Origin of the sequence: Chelatococcus daeguensis, assembly GCF_001887265.1 — a bacterium.
GTDB lineage: Bacteria > Pseudomonadota > Alphaproteobacteria > Rhizobiales > Beijerinckiaceae > Chelatococcus_A > Chelatococcus_A sambhunathii.
The window spans coordinates 1,651,535-1,670,581 of record NZ_CP018095.1 but is presented as its reverse complement, the minus strand read 5'-3'; the positions used below and the strand labels follow the sequence as shown (position 1 = coordinate 1,670,581).

The 19,047-nt window shown below is 68.6% G+C and carries 17 protein-coding genes; 5 read left to right on the top strand and 12 right to left on the bottom strand.

All coding sequences use genetic code 11. The features are described 5' to 3' along the window. Positions 1–82: 82 nt before the first annotated feature. Complete coding sequence (locus tag BOQ54_RS07935; protein ID WP_055460543.1) at positions 83–1,546, bottom strand: catalase; 1,464 nt, start codon at positions 1,544–1,546, stop codon at positions 83–85. 100 nt (positions 1,547–1,646) lie between these two features. On the opposite strand from BOQ54_RS07935, the gene BOQ54_RS07930 reads away from it, so the two are divergent. Then, entirely contained in the window at positions 1,647–2,579 is a 933-nt protein-coding gene (locus BOQ54_RS07930; protein ID WP_055460542.1) for a hydrogen peroxide-inducible genes activator, read from the top strand. Between the two features lie 67 nt (positions 2,580–2,646). On the opposite strand, the gene uxuA is transcribed toward BOQ54_RS07930, so the two are convergent. The 4 genes from uxuA to BOQ54_RS07910 form a co-directional block, all read right to left on the bottom strand. Continuing rightward, entirely contained in the window at positions 2,647–3,831 is a 1,185-nt protein-coding gene (gene uxuA / locus BOQ54_RS07925; RefSeq protein ID WP_055460541.1) for a mannonate dehydratase, read from the bottom strand. Between the two features lie 11 nt (positions 3,832–3,842). Further along, positions 3,843–5,120, bottom strand: coding sequence for a TRAP transporter large permease (locus BOQ54_RS07920; RefSeq protein ID WP_055460540.1), 1,278 nt, complete (start codon positions 5,118–5,120; stop codon positions 3,843–3,845). 6 nt (positions 5,121–5,126) lie between these two features. Then, on the bottom strand, positions 5,127–5,657 hold the full coding sequence (locus BOQ54_RS07915; RefSeq protein ID WP_055460539.1) for a TRAP transporter small permease: 531 nt from the start codon (positions 5,655–5,657) through the stop codon (positions 5,127–5,129). A gap of 77 nt (positions 5,658–5,734) precedes the next feature. After that, positions 5,735–6,724, bottom strand: a complete 990-nt coding sequence (locus BOQ54_RS07910; RefSeq protein ID WP_055460538.1) for a C4-dicarboxylate TRAP transporter substrate-binding protein — start codon at positions 6,722–6,724, stop codon at positions 5,735–5,737. A 113-nt stretch (positions 6,725–6,837) separates the two neighbouring features. On the opposite strand from BOQ54_RS07910, the gene BOQ54_RS07905 reads away from it, so the two are divergent. After that, positions 6,838–7,581, top strand: coding sequence for a GntR family transcriptional regulator (locus BOQ54_RS07905; protein ID WP_082464889.1), 744 nt, complete (start codon positions 6,838–6,840; stop codon positions 7,579–7,581). 4 nt (positions 7,582–7,585) lie between these two features. Here the strand turns inward: BOQ54_RS07905 and BOQ54_RS07900 are convergent, their stop codons facing one another. Further along, the gene (locus BOQ54_RS07900) at positions 7,586–8,326 is read right to left on the bottom strand and encodes an SDR family oxidoreductase (protein ID WP_055460536.1); all 741 of its coding nucleotides are present in this window, start codon (positions 8,324–8,326) and stop codon (positions 7,586–7,588) included. Positions 8,327–8,430: 104 nt separating this feature from the next. Here BOQ54_RS07900 and BOQ54_RS07895 point away from each other — a divergent pair, with 104 nt between their 5' ends. Together BOQ54_RS07895 and BOQ54_RS07890 are read left to right on the top strand one after the other, a co-directional pair. Then, entirely contained in the window at positions 8,431–9,033 is a 603-nt protein-coding gene (locus tag BOQ54_RS07895) for a TetR/AcrR family transcriptional regulator (protein WP_063186121.1), read from the top strand. A 171-nt stretch (positions 9,034–9,204) separates the two neighbouring features. After that, positions 9,205–11,010 carry a PAS domain S-box protein gene (locus tag BOQ54_RS07890; protein WP_071923661.1) on the top strand — a complete coding sequence of 602 codons (1,806 nt, stop codon included), beginning with the start codon at positions 9,205–9,207 and terminating at the stop codon, positions 11,008–11,010. A 65-nt stretch (positions 11,011–11,075) separates the two neighbouring features. On the opposite strand, the gene BOQ54_RS07885 is transcribed toward BOQ54_RS07890, so the two are convergent. Next, a complete protein-coding gene (locus tag BOQ54_RS07885; RefSeq protein ID WP_063185948.1) occupies positions 11,076–12,575 on the bottom strand; it encodes a CoA-acylating methylmalonate-semialdehyde dehydrogenase in 1,500 nt (499 codons plus the stop codon). A gap of 128 nt (positions 12,576–12,703) precedes the next feature. Between BOQ54_RS07885 and BOQ54_RS07880 the strand changes: the two genes are divergently transcribed. Then, entirely contained in the window at positions 12,704–13,624 is a 921-nt protein-coding gene (locus BOQ54_RS07880) for a LysR family transcriptional regulator (RefSeq protein ID WP_055460534.1), read from the top strand. A 252-nt stretch (positions 13,625–13,876) separates the two neighbouring features. Here the strand turns inward: BOQ54_RS07880 and BOQ54_RS07875 are convergent, their stop codons facing one another. The 5 genes from BOQ54_RS07875 to bioB are packed head-to-tail and all read right to left on the bottom strand — an operon-like array spanning position 13,877 to position 19,019. Then, complete coding sequence (locus tag BOQ54_RS07875; RefSeq protein WP_063185943.1) at positions 13,877–14,854, bottom strand: beta-ketoacyl-ACP synthase III; 978 nt, start codon at positions 14,852–14,854, stop codon at positions 13,877–13,879. Continuing rightward, positions 14,854–16,143, bottom strand: coding sequence for an adenosylmethionine--8-amino-7-oxononanoate transaminase (locus tag BOQ54_RS07870; RefSeq protein WP_071923660.1), 1,290 nt, complete (start codon positions 16,141–16,143; stop codon positions 14,854–14,856). The genes BOQ54_RS07875 and BOQ54_RS07870 overlap by 1 nt, the downstream gene beginning before the upstream one ends. Then, on the bottom strand, positions 16,143–16,886 hold the full coding sequence (bioD, locus tag BOQ54_RS07865; RefSeq protein ID WP_063185939.1) for an ATP-dependent dethiobiotin synthetase BioD: 744 nt from the start codon (positions 16,884–16,886) through the stop codon (positions 16,143–16,145). The genes BOQ54_RS07870 and bioD overlap by 1 nt, the downstream gene beginning before the upstream one ends. Continuing rightward, positions 16,883–18,010 carry an 8-amino-7-oxononanoate synthase gene (locus BOQ54_RS07860; RefSeq protein WP_071923659.1) on the bottom strand — a complete coding sequence of 376 codons (1,128 nt, stop codon included), beginning with the start codon at positions 18,008–18,010 and terminating at the stop codon, positions 16,883–16,885. The genes bioD and BOQ54_RS07860 overlap by 4 nt, the downstream gene beginning before the upstream one ends. Further along, a complete protein-coding gene (bioB, locus tag BOQ54_RS07855; RefSeq protein ID WP_245280606.1) occupies positions 17,997–19,019 on the bottom strand; it encodes a biotin synthase BioB in 1,023 nt (340 codons plus the stop codon). The genes BOQ54_RS07860 and bioB overlap by 14 nt, the downstream gene beginning before the upstream one ends. Positions 19,020–19,047 lie beyond the last annotated feature (28 nt).

Below are 19,047 nucleotides of genomic sequence, written 5' to 3'. Positions count from 1 at the left end.
CGTCGGGCGGCGAACGGAGGCCTTCGAGCGGCCCTGCCGCGAGCACGCCCGCGGCAGGTGGATGCCCATCGGCGGCGGCAGCCTATTCCGCGGCCGTCGCAAGCGAGCCGACGTCGACGCCCATGCGGCGGGCGACGCCGGCGCCATAGGCCGGGTCGGCCCGGTGGAAGTGCACGATCTGCCGGCGCACGATCTCCTCGGGTACGCCGTCCATGGCGGCGGCGATGTTGTCCATCAGCCGCTCCTGCGCGTCGGCGGGCATCAGGCGGAAGAGGTTGCCGGGCTGGGTGTAGTCATCGTTGCCCGCGCGATGGTCGTAGCGCGCCGCATCGCCCGAGATCTTCAGCGGCGGCTCCGCATAGTCCGGGTTCTGGGCCGGGCCGCCGAAGCTGTTCGGCTCGTAATAGGCGTTCGCATTGGCGTGGCCTGCGAGGCGCATGGCGCCATCGGCGTGGTAGGTGTGCACCGGGCAACGCGGCTGGTTCACCGGGATCTGGTGGTGGTTGATGCCGAGCCGGTAGCGATGCGCATCCGCGTAGGAGAAGATGCGCGCCTGCAGCATCTTGTCGGGCGAGAAGCCGACGCCCGGCACCACGTTGGCGGGCGTCAGGCCGGCCTGCTCGACCTCCGCGAAGTAGTTCTGCGGGTTGCGGTTGAGCTCGAGGATGCCGACCTCGATGAGCGGATAGTCGGCGTGCGGCCACACCTTGGTGAGGTCGAAGGGATTGTACGGCGTCTTTTCGGCGTCGAGCTCCGGCATCACCTGGATACAGAAGCGCCAGCGTGGATAGTTGCCCTTCTCGATCGACTCAAAGAGGTCCCGCTGGGCCGATTCACGGTCCTTGCCGATCACCTGCTCGGCCTCGGCATTGGTCCAGGTCGCGATGCCTTGCATCGACTTGAAGTGGAACTTCACCCAGAAGCGCTCGCCCGCGGCATTGACGAAGGAATAGGTGTGCGAGCCGAAGCCGTGCATTTGCCGGTAGTTTTGCGGCAGTCCGCGGTCGGACATCAGGATTGTCACCTGGTGCAGACTCTCCGGCGACAGGGACCAGAAGTCCCACATGGCGGTGTTCGAGCGCAGGTTGGTGACGGGGTGGCGCTTCTGGGTATGGATGAAGTCGGGGAACTTCAGCGGGTCGCGCACGAAGAAGACCGGCGTGTTGTTGCCGACGATGTCCCAGTTGCCCTCTTCCGTGTAGAAGCGCAGGGCAAAGCCGCGCACGTCCCGCTCGGCATCGGCGGCGCCGCGCTCGCCCGCCACGGTCGAGAAGCGGAGGAAGGCTTCTGTCTGCTTGCCGATCTGCGAGAAGATCTTTGCGCGGGAGTAGCGGCTGATGTCGTTGGTAATGGTCAGCGTCCCGTAGGCACCCGAGCCCTTGGCGTGGACCGTGCGCTCGGGAATGCGTTCGCGGTTCTGATGCGCCAGCTTCTCGAGAAGATGGAAATCCTGCATCAGGAGCGGGCCGCGGGGTCCGGCGCTAAGGCTGTTCTGGTTGTCCGCCACAGGCGCGCCACTGGCCGTCGTCATCGTCGATTTCGACATCGAACCTCTCCTTTCACGTTTCTGAACGCGACATTGAGGATAGTTCCGTATCAGGTCCAATTGTTTTACCTTACTCAGTTGATAAGAAAGACTGATTGCCATGATCACTCTGCGCCATCTCAGATATTTCGAGGCCCTGTCCCGCCATCGTCATTTCCGCCGCGCGGCGGAAGAATGCTCGGTCACCCAGCCGGCGCTATCGATGCAGATGCAGGAATTCGAGGCCTTGCTCGGCACGGTCCTCATCGAGCGGCGTAGGGGCGACGTCCAGCTGACGGAGATGGGCCACGAGGTGGCCCGGCGCGCCCGGGAGATCCTCGTGGCAGCGCGCGATCTCATGGAATATGCGCGCACCCGTCAGGAGGTGCTGTCCGGGCCGCTGCAGCTCGGCATCATTCCCTCGATCGCGCCCTATGTCCTGCCACGCATCCTGCCCGAGATCACCGAGGCCTATCCCGCGCTGTCGCTCAACATCCGCGAGACGCTCACGGCCCAGCTCCTCGACGAGCTGGTGGCCGGGCGGGTGGACGTCGTCCTGATGTCGCTGCCCATCGACCATCCGGATATCGAGGCCGTGCCGCTGTTCGACGACAATTTCCTGCTCGCCATGCCCGCGGCGGAGGACATGCCGGCCCATCAGCGGCCTCAGCCGGAGACGCTCGATCTCAAGCGTCTCCTCCTCCTCGAGGAGGGGCATTGCCTGCGCGAGCAGGCGTTGACCTTCTGCGGCATGCCGGGAGCGACGCAGCGACAGCAGTTCGGGGCTTCCAGCCTGGCGACGATCGTCCAACTCGTCGCCAACGGCTATGGCCTGACCCTCGTGCCGGAGATCGCCGTGCCCGTGGAGGTCGGACAAGATGCCCGCATCCGGCTCGTGCGCTTCGCCGATCCCGAGCCCTATCGCACCATCGGCCTTGCCTGGCGACGTAGTTCCTCCCGCCGCAGGGATTTCGAGGCGCTCGCCGCCATCGTCCGGCAGGTGGCGGGCCAGATCCTCACGGACGTCAAGCAGCGCGAGCGGGAGGCCGCTTGAAGCGACAACGCGCCGGGACGAAGGCCCCGGCGCGTTGCCGAATTCTGCGAAAGCCGGTCAGGCCCGCTCAGGTGAGCGCGGCCACCGCCTTCATCACGCCGCGCAGTTCGGCGAGTCCCCGCAGCCGGCCGACGAGCGGATAGCCCGGATGCGTCTTGCGCGAACCGTCGTCGAGCAGCACCTGCCCATGGTCGGGGCGCATGGGTATCTGCCGATCCGCCCGGCCCTCGCGCGCGCGGCGCTGCTCTTCCGCATGCAGCGCGACGATGACGGCCACCATGTCGACGTCGCCGTCGAGATGCTCGCTCTCCATGAAGCTGCTGTCCGCGTCGCGCTTCACATTGCGCAGATGTGCAAAATGGATGTGGGCTGCGAAGCGGCGCGCGATCGTCGGAAGATCATTATCGGCCCTGGCGCCGAGCGAGCCTGTGCACAGCGTAATGCCATTCGCGGGCGATGGCGCGGCCGCGACGATATAGGCAAGATCCTCTGCATTCGAGACGATGCGCGGCAGGCCGAAGAGCGGTCGCGGCGGATCGTCCGGATGCACACACAGGCGCACGCCCGCCTCCTCCGCCGTCGGCACCACCTCCTCGAGGAAGCGCTTAAGGTTGGCGCGCAGGTCCGCGACGCCGAAGCCGTCGTAGCGCGCGAGCACGGCCTTCAGGCCCGGCACGTCGTAGCGCGTGTAGGCGCCCGGCAGGCCGGCCATGATCGTGTCGAGCAGGCGCTGTCGGTCGGCCTCGGTCGAGGCGTCGAACCACGCCCTCGCGCGGGCCAGCACCTCCGGCGAAAACTCCGCCGCAGCACCCGGCCGCTCCAGCATAAAGCAGTCGAAGGCCGCATGGAGATGGGCGTCGAAACGAAGCGCGAGCGCGCCGCCAGGCTGGGGATAGGCAAGATCCGTCCGCATCCAGTCGAGCAGCGGCATAAAATTGTAGCAGACGGTGGTGACGCCCGCGGCGGCGAGATTGCGCAGCGAGGTGCGGTAGTTGTCGAAGAGGGGACGCAGATCCCCCTCCCCGAGCTTGATGTTCTCGTGCACCGGCAGGCTCTCGACGACGCTCCAGCGCAGGCCGAGGCTCCGATCGGCCTCGATCAGGCGCCTGCGTTCCATGATCGCCTCGAGGGGCCAGACTTCGCCATAGGGGATGTCGTGCAACGCCGTGACGATGCCACGCGCGCCGGTCTGCCGGATTTCGTTCAGCCGCACTGGGTCCGCCGGACCGAACCATCGGAACGTTTCTTCCATGAGAGAGCGCCTCAGCCGACGATATTGGGAAGGAACAGGACGACGCCCGGCAGCAGGGCGAGCGCGAGGATGACGAGGATGATCGCGGCGAGGAACGGCAGCGATTCCCGGAAATACTCCTCGACCGGGCAGCGCAGGATGCCGCAGACCGTGTACATCGCGACGCCTACCGGCGGGGTCATGCCGCCGAGGGTGATGACCGACATCATCAGGATGCCGAAGTGCACGGGATCGACCCCGAGCCGCGTGACGAGCGGCACGAAGATCGGCGTCAGCATGAGGACGAGCACGGTCGATTCGACGAAGAGCCCGGCGATGAACAGGAAGAGGAGGATGAGCAGGATGACGAGCACCGGCTCCTGCGTCAGCCCGAGCATCGCCGCAGCGATCGTCTGCGGCGCCTGTTCGAAGATGATGGCGTAACCGACCATGCCCGACATCAGGATGATGAGCATGATGACGCCGACGTCGAGCACTGCTTCGCCGAGCGCCTCGACGAGGCCGGACCAGGTCAGCTCCCGGTGCAGCAGCACGCCGACGAGCATGGCATAGACAACCGCGAAGGCCCCGACCTCGGAGGCTGTGAAGATACCGCCGCGAATGGCGACGAGCAGGATGACGGGGAAGAGCAGCGCCCATTTGGCATCGCGGATCGCGCGCCACACGTCGCGCGCCGTCGGCAGTTCGGCGCCCTCCGCCTGGTAGCCGCGCTTGCGGGCGACGAGCCAGGCCGTGAACATCATCGCCGCCATCATGACGAGGCCGGGGATGACGCCGGCGAGGAACAGCTTGCCGATGGAGACGTTGCCGACGAAGCCATAGAGGATGAGGCCGAGGCTCGGCGGGATGGTCGCCGTGATCAGCGAGCCGACGGCGATGACCGCGCCGGTGAAGCCGCGCGAATAGCCGCGCCGGATCATGTCCGGCCCGAGGATGCGCGCCTCCATGGCGGCATCGGCGACGGCCGAGCCGGAGACGCCCCCCATCAGGGTCGACAGCACGATGCAGACCTGGGCGAGGCCGCCGGCCATCCACGAGACGAGCACATTGGAGCAGGCGATGAGCCGGGTCGTGATGCCCGTGCGGTTCATCATGTGGCCGGCGAGCACGAAGAAGGGCACCGCGAGCAGCGGGAAGCTCTGCGAGGCCGTGGCCACCTGCTGCACGCCGATGGACACCGGGATCGAGCCGGCACCGAGAAAGAAGCTGAAGCCCGCGATGCCGATGGCAAAAGCGATCGGCAGGCCGGCGAACATCAGGACGAAGAAGATCGCACCGAGAAGCAGCATCGCCTGTCACTCCGCGGCGTGGCTGGCGCCGGCCATGTCCTCGTCGGGCCGCGCGAAAACGAGGTTCGGGCCGAGGGAGCCGCCGGTGAAGGCGCCGGCGAGGCTGCGCACGAGGTGGACGGTGAGCGTGAGGGCGAGCAGCAGGCAACCGGCCGGTACCGCGCCCGTCACCCAGCCGTAGGAGATGCCGCTGTCGCCATAGACGCGCTCGAGGTTGAGCATCGTCAGACGCGCGCCCTGCCAGGCCATGGTGAGAAGGAAGGCGAGCGTCATGAGCCCCAAGAGGATCTCGAGGCCGTGGCGCAGCCTGACGGGCAGCTTGCGCACGAAGAAATCGACGCCGACATGCGCCTTGATGCGCAGCGCCTTGTTGGCCCCGAGCATGGCGAGCCAGACGAAGAAGAGCTGGGCGAGGTCCACGGACCAGATCAGCGGATGGCCGAAAGTGCGGGCCATGGCCGCCAGAAAGACGAGGAGGACGATCGCGCCGAGCAGGAGCTTGGCGAGCGCATCCTCCAGCGCGAGCAAGAAGCGCATGGAGCGTCTCCGAATGGAAACGGGCCGCCACCAAAGCAGCGGCCCGGGCGGGGGCCTGGCAAGGCGGCCCGTCGTGATTACTTCAACATCTCGTCGATGGTCTTCTTGAGCTCAGCATAGCCGAGCTTGCCGTAGACGTCCGCCGTCGCCTCGCGGAAGGGGGTAACGTCGATCTCGGTGATCGTCACGCCCTTGGCGGCCATGTCCTTCTCGTAGGTACCGATGGCCTCCTCGGTCGTGCGGGAGGCGAAGTCGCCGGCGGCCAGGGCCTCTTCCTTCAGCGCGGTCTGCATGTCGGCGGGCAGGCCGTCGAACCAGCCGGCGCTGGTGACGAGGCCGGTAATGAGATTGATGTGGCCCGTCTTGGTCATGTGCTTGGTGACCTCGTAGAGACGGGCGCCGTAAGCGGCCGGCGTCTGCGCCTCCACGGCGTCGATGGCCTGCTGCTGCAGTGCCGGATAGACCTCAGCCCAGGCCATGGGCGTCGGCGTCGCGCCCATCGCGCGGATGGTCTCGATCCAGACCGGCGCGCCGGGGGTGCGCATGCGGACGCCGGCGAGGTCCGCCGGCTTCGACACCGGCTTGTTGGTGAGCAGATGCCGCTCACCCTGCCACCAGTTGAAGGACAGCACCTCGTGGCCGGAGGCCTTGCGCAGCTTCTGCGCCCATGCGTCGAAGAGCGGCGACGTCACGACCTTGCGCACGCCGTCGTAGCCGCTGGCGAGAAAGGGGCCGCCAAGGACACCGAATTCAGGCACGAAGACGGCGAGACGGCCGCCGTCGACGACGACCGCGACATTGGCGCCGGCGCGCGCCTGCTCGAGCACGTCCTCGTCCTTGCCGAGCTGCGAGCCGGAGAAGATACGGATCTCGAACTCGCCGTTGCTGCGCTCCTTCATACGGTCGCGCAAGCGCTCGAGCCCCTTGTAGATGGGGTCGTCCGTCGTCAGCGCCGTGTTGATGTTCAATTGATACTTGGCCGCAAGCGCGGCGCTCGACATGGTGGTGGCGGCGGCAAGCGCCGCAAGGCCCGCGCAGGCGGACAGGACGACTCGATGGATGAACATCAGCAATCTCCCAGAGGTTTCCCCGGCGAACGAGCCTTATGCCTATCCCGCTCGCTTAACTGGTATGGTAGTATGGTTATAGCAAAATGCAAGACGCCCGGGAGGAAAGCTGCGTGAGAAACGAAGTCGATCCTGCGGCGGCCATCGCGCCGCAGATCTATCGCCTGCTCAGGCAGGCGATCGTGACGCTGGAATATCTGCCGGGGCAGCGTTTGTCGGAGCAGGAGATCGGCGCCCGCTTCGGGGTCAGCCGCCAGCCGGTACGCGAGGCCTTCATCAAGCTGAGCGAGGCGGGGCTCGTGCGCATCCTGCCGCAGCGCGGCACCTTCGTGGTGAGAATCTCCATGAGGGACGTCGCCAATGCGCGATTCGTGCGCGAGGCGGTCGAGGTGGCTGTGGCGACGACAGCCTGCGCGGTGGCGCCCCCCGAGGCACTCGACCGGCTCGGCGAACTCATCGCGCTGCAGAAGGAGGCGGCGGCCAGCGACGACCAGCGCCTCTTCCTGCGCTACGACGAGGCCTTCCACCGCACCCTGGCCGAGGCGGTGGAATGCGCGAGCGCCTGGCCGTTCATCGAGGACGTGAAGGCGCAGATGGACCGGGTACGCTACCTCAGCCTGCCGGCAGCCTCGCCCATGTCGCTGCTGATCGACCAGCACGCGGAGATCGTCCGGGCGATCGCCTGTCGCGACGCGCAGCGGGCGGGCGATGCCATGCGCCTGCACCTGCGCGAGATCCTGAACTCCCTGCCCCGCCTCGCCCGGGCGCATCCGGAGCTGTTCGAGGACGACGAGATGCCTGCCCACGCCCGCGAGGCGGCGAGCGCTACCTTCGGCCGCGACGCGGCGCCGGCCTGAGGCCTCAGGCGTTGGCGCCGCCGTCGATGGTGAATTCGGCGCCCGTGACGGAAGCCGCGGTCGGCCCGACGAGCCAAGCCACGAGATCGGCGACGTCCTCCGGTCGGCCATAGCGCGCGATGGCCATAAGGCCGCGCTGCAGATCGGCGCTCTCGCCGTCGGCCGGGTTCATGTCGGTGTCGGTGGAGCCGGGATGGACGATATTGGCCGTGATGCCCCGCGGGCCGAGATCCCGCGCCATGCCTTTCGTCAAGCCGACGAGCGCCGCCTTCGTCATGGCGTAGAGGCTGATGCCGGGCCACGGAACGCGCACGGCGAGCGTGCTGCCGATGGTGACGATGCGCCCGCCCTCTCCCATCGCCCGGGCCGCCCGGCTCGATGCCAGAAAGACGGCACGCAGGTTGACGTCGACCATGCGGTTGAAGTGCTCGGCCGTCAGGTCCACAATCTCGCCCGTCTCGAAGATGCCGGCGTTGTTGACAAGGATATCGATCCTTCCCTTCGGGGCGGCGACGGCGTCGACGGCCGCCGTTACCGCTCCGGGATCGCGGTTGTCGGCCCGGATTGCCCGCGCCTTGCCGCCGGCCGCTTCAATGTCGGCGACGACGCGTGCCGCCTTGTCCTGCGCATGCGCATAGGTGATCGCAACCTCTGCCCCCCGGGCGGCGAGGCGGCGCGCGATCGCCGCACCGATACCGCGGCTGCCACCGGTGACGAGCGCGACTTTGTCCTGAAGAACGGCCATGGCTGGTCCTTTGTGTAACGAACGATACACAAAAGCTATGCGCTTGCCGCCAGCCGTCAAGGGCTTTATTTTATCAATCGATACATAAAATGGTGACGAGCCCGATGGCCCAGCGTGGACGCCCCCGCAGCTTCGACCGCACGGCGGCCCTTCGCCAGGCGATGGAGGTCTTCTGGCAGAAGGGCTACGACAATGCCTCGATGGCGGATCTGACCGCTGCCATGGGGCTGAACCCGCCCAGCCTCTACGCCGCTTTCGGTAGCAAGGAAGGCCTCTTTCGCGAAGCGGTTGCATTCTATGCCGAGACCGAAGGCAAAGGCATCTGGGAAGAGATCGCTAAGGCGCCGACCGCACGGGAGGCGGTGGCACATCTGCTCGAAGCGACCGCCCTTGCCTATACGAGCGGGCCCGAACCGCGCGGCTGCCTGATCGTGCTCGGGGCGCCCCAACCCGAATGCGCCAGCCCCGCCATCCGCGACGACCTAAAGAAGCGTCGGCTGGACGGTGTCCGCATCCTCGAGGAGCGGCTGGAGCGGGCGGTCACCGACGGCGAGATCCCGAACCATGCCGATTGCGCCGCCATCGCGAATTTCTATGCCACCGTGCAGCACGGCCTGTCCATCAGGGCGCGCGACGGGGCATCGCGCGAGACGCTGCTTTCCGTGGCCGGCTGCGCCATGGCGGCATGGGACAAGCTGACCACCTGAAGCCGGCGAACGACCCTCCCCACCGCCGTCTTCCCCCCGCCGTTCGCAGCGCAGCGACGAATATGCTTGCATTTCCGAGAGTGACCACCAACAACTAGCGGCCATGGCACTTCGACGGAGCAAGATTGTCGGCCGCCGGGCATCACGCAGTGTCTATCGCATAGGTTGCCGATGAGCAGCTCCGACGTTACCTCTTTGCCGCTGTCACAAGTGGAACGCGAGCCCACCGACAGTTGGCTGGACATCGAGCGCCTGCTCGACCTCTTCCCGGGCGCATTCTATATCTGCGACCACGAAGGGCGTATCGTCCGCTACAACCAGGGTGCGGCTGATCTGTGGGGTCGCAGGCCGAGACTCAACGACCCGAGCGAGCGGTTCGGCGGTGCTGTTCGTCTTTATCGTCCGGATGGCTCGCTCCTGCCCCACGGGCAGCACCCCATGGCGGAAACCTTGCGGACAGGCGCGCCTGTTCGCAACGCGGAGATCGTGATCGAGCGGCCGGACAGGACGCGCATTCTGGCTCTCGTCAACATCAACCCGCTGTTCAACGCCGCCGGCGCGATCACGGGGGCGATCAACTGCTTCCGCGACATCACGGAACACCGGCAGCAACAGGAGCAGGTCTATAACGAGGCCCTGCGCTCGCACGAGCTGTTGAGCCTCCTGCCGGCCGCGATCTACATGACGGACGCGCAGGGGCGGATCACTTTCTACAACGAGGCGGCGGTAAACCTCTGGGGCTGCCGCCCGGAACTGGGCAAGAGCGAGTTCTGCGGCTCGTGGAAGCTCTTCTGGCCCGACGGAACGCCATTGCCGCACGACGAATGCCCGATGGCCATGGCGCTCAAGGAAAAGCGACCAATCCGCGGCCTCGACGCGGTGGCCGAACGGCCGGACGGCACCAGGGTGCCGTTTCTCCCCTATCCGACACCGCTCTTCGACGCATCGGGCCATCTCGTCGGCGCCGTCAACGTCCTCGTCGATATGACGGAACGGCTGCACGCCGAAGAAGCTGCCCGCCGGCTCGCCCTGATCGTCGAGTCGAGTGACGATGCCATCATCAGCACCGACCTCGACGGCATCGTGACAAGCTGGAACGGAGGCGCCGAGCGCCTCTATGGCTATACGGCGGCCGAAGCCATCGGCCGACCGGTCATGATCCTGATCCCCGACGACCGGCCGGACGAGGAGCCCTCCATTCTCGAACGCATCCGCCGGGGCGAACGCGTCGACCATTACGAGACCGTGCGTCGCTGCAAGGACGGCAGGCTCGTCGATGTCTCGCTCACCGTCTCGCCCATTCATGACGGCGCGGGACGGATCATCGGGGCCTCGAAGATCGCCCGCAATATCACGGACCGGCGGCAGGCCGAGGAGCAGCAGGCATTGTTGCTGCGGGAGATGAACCACCGGATCAAGAATCTCTTCGCCCTCGCGATCGGCATCGTCAGCCTCAGCGGCCGTGCGGCCGGTGCGGAAACGGTGACCGACGCGATCCGCGAGCGACTCGCCGCACTCGCCCGGGCGCACGAACTGACGCTGCATGCTGCAGCCGGCGACGGCATGCGCAGCACGACGCTCAGGGCGCTCATCGAAGCCATCCTCGAACCGTATCGCGAGGCGTCGGCGCCCGGTCGCCTTGCGCTCGACGGCACCGACCTGCCCATCGGCGGCCCGGCACTCACTGGCATCGCGCTTCTGATGCACGAGTTCGCGACCAACGCCGCCAAGTACGGTGCCCTTTCCAGCCCGACAGGACGGGTCACGATCCGCTGGGCGCTGGATGGCGACCGGGTGACGATCCTCTGGCGGGAGCACGGCGGACCGCCCATCCAGCATCCGCCGGCGGAGGAAGGCTTCGGCAGCTCGCTCGCGCGCTCGACGGTGCGGCAACTGGGCGGCGCGCTGGCGCGCGAGTGGTCACGCGAGGGCCTCGTCATGCGGCTCAGCATCCCGGCCGAGCGCCTCGGCGCCTGACTTCACACGATTGAGGCCGCCCCCGGGATCCGGCGACGGCCTTCGCCACAGCAAGCCGGGACGCGTCAACGCATCGTCGGCATGACGAAGTCGGCCCCGGCACGGATGCCGGTTGGCCAGCGGCTGGTGATGGTCTTCAGCCGCGTATAGAAGCGTACGCCTTCCGGCCCGTGCATGTGGTGGTCGCCGAAGAGCGACGCCTTCCAGCCGCCGAAGGAGTGGAAGGCCATCGGCACCGGGATCGGGACGTTGATGCCGATCATGCCCACCTGGATCTGGTGCGCGAACTCGCGCGCGGCGTCGCCGTCACGCGTGAAGATGGCGGTGCCGTTGCCGAACTCGTGCTCGTTGATCATGCGGGCGGCCGTCTCGTAGGAATCGGCGCGGGCGACGGCGAGCACGGGGCCGAAGATCTCCTCCTTGTAGATCGTCATGTCGGTCGTAACGTTGTCGAACAGCGTGCCGCCGATGAAATAGCCGTTCTCGTAGCCCTGCATCCGGAAGCCACGGCCGTCGACGACGAGCTTTGCGCCTTCCGCCACGCCGGTATCGACATAGCCGCGCACGCGCTCGAGATGCTGCTTGGTGACGAGCGGGCCCATCTCGGCGTCGGGATCGGTGCCGGGGCCGATCTTGAGGGCGCGCACGCGCGGCTCAAGCTTGGCAATGAGCGCATCCGCCGTCTTCTCGCCGATCGGCACCGCGACCGAGATCGCCATGCAGCGCTCGCCGGCCGAGCCGTAGGCGGCGCCCATCAGCGCGTCGACCGCCTGGTCCATGTCGGCGTCGGGCATGATGATCATGTGGTTCTTGGCGCCGCCGAGCGCCTGGCAGCGCTTGCCGGTGCGGGCCGCTGTCTCGTAGATGTAGCGGGCGATCGGGGTGGAGCCGACGAAGCTGACGGCGGAGATGTCGGGGTCGAAGAGGATGGCGTCGACTGCCTCCTTGTCGCCGTGCACGACGTTGAAGACGCCATCCGGCACGCCGGCCTCCTTCAGCCAGGCGGCGAGCAGCAGCGAGGCGGAGGGATCGCGCTCCGACGGCTTCAGAATGAAGCAGTTGCCGCAGGCGAGCGCCACCGGAAACATCCACATCGGCACCATGGCCGGGAAGTTGAAGGGCGTGATGCCGGCGACGATGCCGAGCGGCTGGCGCAGCGAGTGGCTGTCGACGCGCGTGCCGACGTTCTCCGTCACTTCGCCCTTGAGGAGCTGCGGCGCCGCGGTGGCGAATTCCACCACCTCCATGCCGCGCTGGATCTCGCCCCTGGCGTCGGACAGCACCTTGCCGTGCTCGGCGGTGATGACGGCGGCGAGTTCGTCCGTGCGCTCCTCGAGGATGCGCAAGAAGCGGTTGAGGATGCGCGCGCGGCGCAGCGGCGTCGTGCCAGCCCATTCGGGAAGGGCCTTCTTCGCCGCGGCGACGGCCTCGCGCACCTCGTCCGTGCTTGCGAGCGCCACGACGCCCGTCTCTTCGCCCGTGGCCGGATTGAAGACGGCGGCGGTGCGGCCGCTGCGGCCGGCAACGCGGCGACCGCCGATGAAATGGGGAATGTCGGTCGGCATGGCAGATCCTCCCAGAAGACTCGGACCGGAGCGTCGGGCCGATTGAACCGCCCCCCTTATCGTTTCCAGAGATTTGCACATCAATGGCCGATATTGCGGCTCTGATGTGCAAAAACTATAGTCGTCTGATGGACTGGGACCGCATCCGCATCTTTCTCGCCGTGGCCCGTACCGGGCAGATCCTCGGCGCCGCCCGGCGCCTCGGGCTCAACCACGCCACGGTGGGGCGCCAGCTCACGGCCCTCGAGGAGGAACTCGCCACGAAGCTTGTCGAGCGCCAGACCAACGGCTGCGCCCTGACGCCCGCGGGCGAGGCGCTGATGGCCGCGGCAGAGCGGGCCGAATCCGAGTTCCTCAAGGTGGAGGCGCAACTGTCCGGCACCGCCGAGGCGATCGGCGGCACCGTGCGTGTCGGCGCCCCGGACGGGCTCGGCAACTATTTTCTCTCGCGCGCGCTCGGCGCGCTCGCCGCCGAACATCCCGACCTCGTCATCCAGCTCGTGCCTTTGCCGCGCACCTTCTCCCTGTCGCGGCGCGAGGCCGATCTTGTCATCACGCTCGACCGGCCGAAGCAGGGCCGCGTCATCGTGAAGAAGCTCACGGATTATACGCTCAGCGTCTATGCAGCGGAGAGCTACCTCACCCGCAGCGGTGCCATCACGCGCGAGGAGGACCTCGCCGGCCACCTCTTCGTCACCTACGTGGAGGACTTCGTCTACAGCCGCGCGCTCGACTATGCGGCGACCCTCGGCCGGCTGATGCACCGGCGCTTCGAATGCGGCAGCGTCGTCGGCCAGATGGAGGCGGTGCGGGCCGGTCACGGCGTCGGCATCCTGCACGACTATGCCGCCATGCAATATCCCGAGCTCAAGCGGCTCCTGCCTCACATCCGCTTCATGCGGAGCTACTGGCTGATCGCCCATCCCGACACGCACGACACGCGCCGCGTCGCCGCCGTGGCGCGCCGCATCACGGCGAGCGTGCGCGAGGCGCGCGACGCATTCGTCGTCGCAGGTGCGGATGACGCGCTCGGGAATACAGAGCGATAGCGATCCCGGTCCTGCGGACCGGAACCGAAGCGGCGAAGCCTCGTTGGCGGCAGATGATGCCTTCAAGCTCGCAATCAAAGGAAATGAGGAATGGCGCAACCGGCTGTCGGTCGAGCTCGCCGCTCATCTCGGCGCGGAGCTGCCGCTTCTGGTGCGCAGCGCCTGCTGCGATCAGCACTGCTCCGAGAGGCAGCAACCCCGACCGCGACGCGGTCATCGCCGAGCCGACGCAGCACTGACCTGATCCGCCTGCTACAGGCGGTAGATGGCCGCTCCCCCGGCAAGGCCCGCGCCCGCCGCGGCGAGGAGCAGCAGGTCGCCTTGACCGAGCCTGCGCGCGCCTTTTGCCTGGGACAGGGAAAAGGGAATGGTCGCCGCGGACGTGTTGCCGAATTCGGCGAGGGTGGACAGCGTTCGCTCCGGCCCGATCGCCAGCTTGTCGGCCACCGCCGCGATCATGCGGCCATTGGCCTGATGCGGCGCGAAACAGGCGATTTCGTCCGCCGCGATCGCCGCTTCCGCGAACACCTGCCGGCAGGAAGAGACCATCATCTCCACCGCCGCGGCGAAGACGGCGCGCCCGTCACGCATCACCATGCGGCCGTCGCGTGCGGGCGTGTCCGCCGTCAGCGCACGGCGGCTGCCGCCGGCGCGGATCTGGATGAGGTCGTAGCCGGTGCCATCACTCGCGAGCGCCGAGGCGAGAAGCCCGGCCTCGCGGCGCCCATCAGGCGCGAGGACGAGCGCCCCGGCGGCATCGGCGAAGAGCGCCGCCGTCACGCGATCATCCGGATCGATGCGCCGGGACAGGATGTTGGCCGCGATCACGAGCACCGCCCGCCCCGTCGCGCGCACGAACCCCTCCGCCAGCACGAAGGCATAGAGGAAGCCGGCGCAGGCGCCCGTGAGGTCCACCGCCCCGCAGGAGAGGCCGAGCCGCTGCGCGACGAGCGGCGCGGTCGGCGGCAACAGGTGGTCGGGTGTGCTGGTGGCGAGGAGGACGAGGCCGAAGGCATCGGGCGCCATGCCTGCTTCGGCGAGCGCCATCGCCGCCGCCGGCACGGCAAGGTCGCTCACCGCCTCGTCCGCAGCCGCCCAGCGCCGCTCGCGGATGCCGGTGCGCCGGGCGATCCAGCCCTCGTCGAGACCGAGCCTTGCCTCGATCTCGGCATTCGCCACGACGCGCGCCGGGGCATGATGGCCGAGGCCGGCGATGCGGGTCCCGCCCATCAAGCCCGCCCGAACCGCTCCGCCGCCGCAGCGACGGCGGCGTAGATGCGGTCGAGGTCCTCGGCGGTCACGCAATAGGGCGGCATGACGTAGACGGTGTTGCCGAGCGGGCGCAGCAGGAGGCCCCTTTCGCGGAAGAAGGCCGCGAGCTGCGGGCCGATGCCGGCGAGATAACCGGGATCGTCGACGGTGAGGTCGAGCGCCGCGACGGTGCCGAGGCGCCGCACCCAGGCGAAGCGCGCATCGTCGCGGAAGCGCGCCAGCCGCTCCTCTTGCAAGGCGCCCAGAGCGGCGATGCGCTCGCCGACCGGCTCCGCGTCCCAGATGTCGAGATTGGCGTTGGCCGCGGCGCAGGCGATGGGATTGGCCGTGAACGAGCTCGAATGGAAGAAGGTGCGTCGGCGGTCCTCGGAATAATGGGCGTCGAAGATCTCGCGGCGGCAGAGCGTGACGGCAAGCGGTAGCGCGCCGCCGGTGAGGCCCTTGGCGCAGCACAGGATATCCGGCGCGATGGCGGCGTGCTCGCAGGCGAAGAGCCGGCCCGTGCGGCCGAAACCGGTCATCACCTCGTCGGCGATGAGGAGCACGCCGTGGCGCTCGCAGATGCGGCGCATCTCGGCGAGCACCCAGGCCGGATAGACCAGCATGCCGCCGGCGCCGAGGACGAGCGGCTCGACGAGCAGCGCGGCGCAGGGCGCTTCCCGGCACGTGGCCTCGAGCGCGGTGAGCGTCGCCTCCTCGCGGCCCTCAGCCGGGAACGGCAGGCGGGCGACATCGAAGAGCAGTGGCTCGTAGGCAACGTTGTAGATGCCGCGCGCGCCCGCCGACATCGTGCCGATGGTGTCGCCGTGATAGCCGTGCTCAAGTGCGAGGATGCGGCTGCGCGGCTCGCCGATGTTGCGCCAGTAGCCGACCGCCATCTTCAGCGCGACCTCGACGGCGGTGGAGCCGCTGTCGGAGAAGAAGACATGGGCGAGCCCCTCCGGCGCCCGCGCCACCAGCCGGCGCGCCAGCGCCTCGGCCGCCGGATGCGTATGGCCGGCGAAGATGACCTGGTCGAGGTCCCCGGCCTGTTCGCGGATCGCCGCCACGATGCGCGGATGGCAATGGCCGTGGGTGATGACCCACCAGGAGGAGATGGCGTCGAGAATGCGCTCGCCCGTCGCCGTCGTCAGCCACGCGCCCTCACCGCGCAGGACGAGCGGCGGCTCGGGCGCGAGCGCGTGCTGGGTAAAGGGATGCCAGACCGGAGACGGGCCGGCGAAGGTCGTGCGATAATTCATGGTCATCACCGAAAGTCGGCCGGATCGAAACCGGCGGCGAAGGCCGAAGCGAGCGTTTCCCGCGTCAGCAGCGGCAGAAGCGGCAGGCGACCGAGGCGACGCACGACGCCGAACTCGGCGATGATGGCCTCGCTGTCCTCGTTCGGCTCGCCGATGAAGGCGACGCCGTGGACGGGAATGTGCCGCCGCTTCAGGGCCTCGAGGGCGAGCAGCGTGTGGTTGATGGTGCCGAGGCGCGTCGCGGCGCAGAGGATGACCGGCAGGCCCCAGGCAGCGAAGACATCGATGAACAGCGTGCCCCGCGTCAGCGGCACCATCGGCCCGCCGGCGCCCTCGACGACGAGCGGGCCGGCGACGGCGGGCAGGGTGAGCGCGCCCAGATCGCGCAAAGAGGCCACTGAGCCGGGAGCGCCCGGATCCCCCTCCTCCCGCCTGCGGGGGGGCGAGGGAGCGATGGTGCTCTCGCGCCCTATGGTGTGCGTCGGGGGGCGCGATCCCACATCGATCACAACGCCTTCCGCCTCCGCGGCGCGGTGGGGCGAGGCCGGCAAGGCGAGACGGTACGCCTCGAGCAGGACATGGCTATCCTGCAGGCCGGAGAGGCGGCGCACTGTCTCCGAATCCGTCTCTCCGTCAAGGCCGGCCTGCACTGGCTTCCAGTAGAATCCGCCGAGCGCGCCGACGAGCGCGGCGCAGAAGACGGTCTTGCCGATGCCGGTATCGGTGCCGGTGACGATGAAGCCGCTCAAGACGTCCTCCCCTTCATGGCGCGGCCGAGCGCCGCCATGAGCGCGCCGATCGCCGCCTCGTCCACGTGCAGCGTCAGCGCAATGCGCAGGCGCGCCGTGCCGGGCGGTACCGTCGGCGGGCGGATGGCACGCACGTCGAACCCCTCTTCCTGCAAGGCGGCCGCGACGGCGCTCGCCCGGCGGTCCGCACCGAGGATGACGGGCTGGATGTGCGTCGCCGTCGCGGGCAGGCCGCAGCGGGCGAGACCTGCTCGCGCGTGAGCGACGAGCGCTGCGAGGCGCTGCCGGCGGTCGTCGGCCGCAGAAGCGAGGCCGAGCGCCGCGCGCACCATGGCGGCAACGAGGGGCGACGGAGCGGTGGCATAGATGAAGCCGCGCGCGCGGTTGATCATGTAGTCGCGCAAAGAGCGCGGCAGGCAGACGAGCGCGCCCATGACGCCGAGCGCCTTGCCGCAGGTGTGCAGCGTTACGACATTCGCCTGCCCCTCGAGCGCGGCGGCGAGGCCCCGCCCGCCGGGCCCGCAGATGCCGGTGGCATGGGCCTCGTCGAGGAGCAGCATGGCCTCGTGCCGGTCAGCGATCGCCGCAAGATCGGCGAGCGGGGCGACGTCGCCGTCCATGCCATAGAGCGTCTCGGCGGCGATCCACACACGGCCGCGCCCGCCCGCCGCCCTGAAGCGGCGGATCGCATCGGCGACGGCATCGGCATCGTTGTGCGGCACCGCGACGGCCTCGGCCGGCGAGGCAGCGAGCCCCTCGTGCACGCTGGCGTGGATCAGCGCATCGTGGACGACGAGATCGCCGCGGCGCGGCAAGGTGGCGACGAGGGCGGCATTGGCGGCAAAGCCGCCCGCGAAGAAGAGCGTGCTCTCGGCGCCGAAGAAGGCCGCCGCCGCCGCCTCCAGCGCCTCGTGCTCGGCGTGGTTGCCGCGCAGCAGGCGCGAGCCGCCCGCCCCCGCCGGCACGCCGCGGGCGAGCGCGGCGGCCGCAGCCTCGCGCAGCGCCTCGCTCCCGCTGAGGCCGAGATAGTCGTTGGACGTGAAGTCGATGCCGCAGCGCGGCGCCAGCGCGCGCAGCCGCCCGCGTCGGCCGAGCGCCGCAAGGGCCGCCTCATGCGTCGGCATCGACACCCTCGCCGGCCGGCATCGCGGTGAGGCCAAGGCGTGCGAAGAGCGCCGCATCCCGCTCCTCGCTCGCGTTGCGGGTCGTCAGCAGCGTCTCGCCGAGGAAGAGCGAATTGGCCCCTGCGAAGAAGCACAGGGCCTGCGCCTCGTCGCTCATGTACTGCCGGCCGGCCGACAGGCGCAGCACGCTTTGCGGCATCATGATGCGCGCCACCGCGACGAGACGTGCGAAGGCGATGGCGTCCGGCCGCTCCGCCCGCGCGGCGACGGGTACGCCCGCCACCTCGTTCCACAGGTTGAGCGGTACGCTTTCGGGCGCGGGGTCGAGATTGGCGAGCAGGACCAGCATGGCGAGCCGGTCGTCGAGCGTCTCTCCGAGGCCGACAATGCCACCGCAGCACAGCTTGAGGCCCGCCTCGCGCGCGTTGGCCAGTGTCGCGAGCCGGTCTTCCAGGGTGCGCGTCGAAATGATCTCGCCGTAGAAGCCGGGCGAGGTGTCGACATTGTGGTTGTAGTAGTCGAGCCCGGCGGCGCGCAACGCCCCGGCTTCCTCCCCGGTCAGCATGCCGAGCGTGGCGCAGGTTTCGAGTCCAAGGGCCTTCACGGCCTCGACCATGGCGGCGACGCGGGCGAGGTCGCGCGGCTTCGGACTGCGCCAGGCCGCCCCCATGCAGAAGCGCGTCGCGCCCTCCGCCTTCGCGCGGCGGGCGGCGGCGACGACCTCCTCGAGCGCCATCAACCGGGTCGCCTTGACGCCCGTGTCGTAGCGGGCGCTCTGCGAGCAATAGCCGCAATCCTCCGGGCAGCCGCCCGTCTTGATGCTCAGGAGACGGCTGAGCTGGATGGCATTGGGGTCGAAATGGCGCCGGTGCACCGCATGGGCGCCATGGATGAGATCGTTGAACGGCAGCCCGTGGAGCGCCTGCGCCTGCTGCAATGTCCAGAAACCCGCCTGCCCGGTGCCAGCCTGCCCTGTCGCCTCGGCCTCTCCGGTCGGTGTCTCGAGCATCGGCCACTCCATTTTATAGATAAAATAG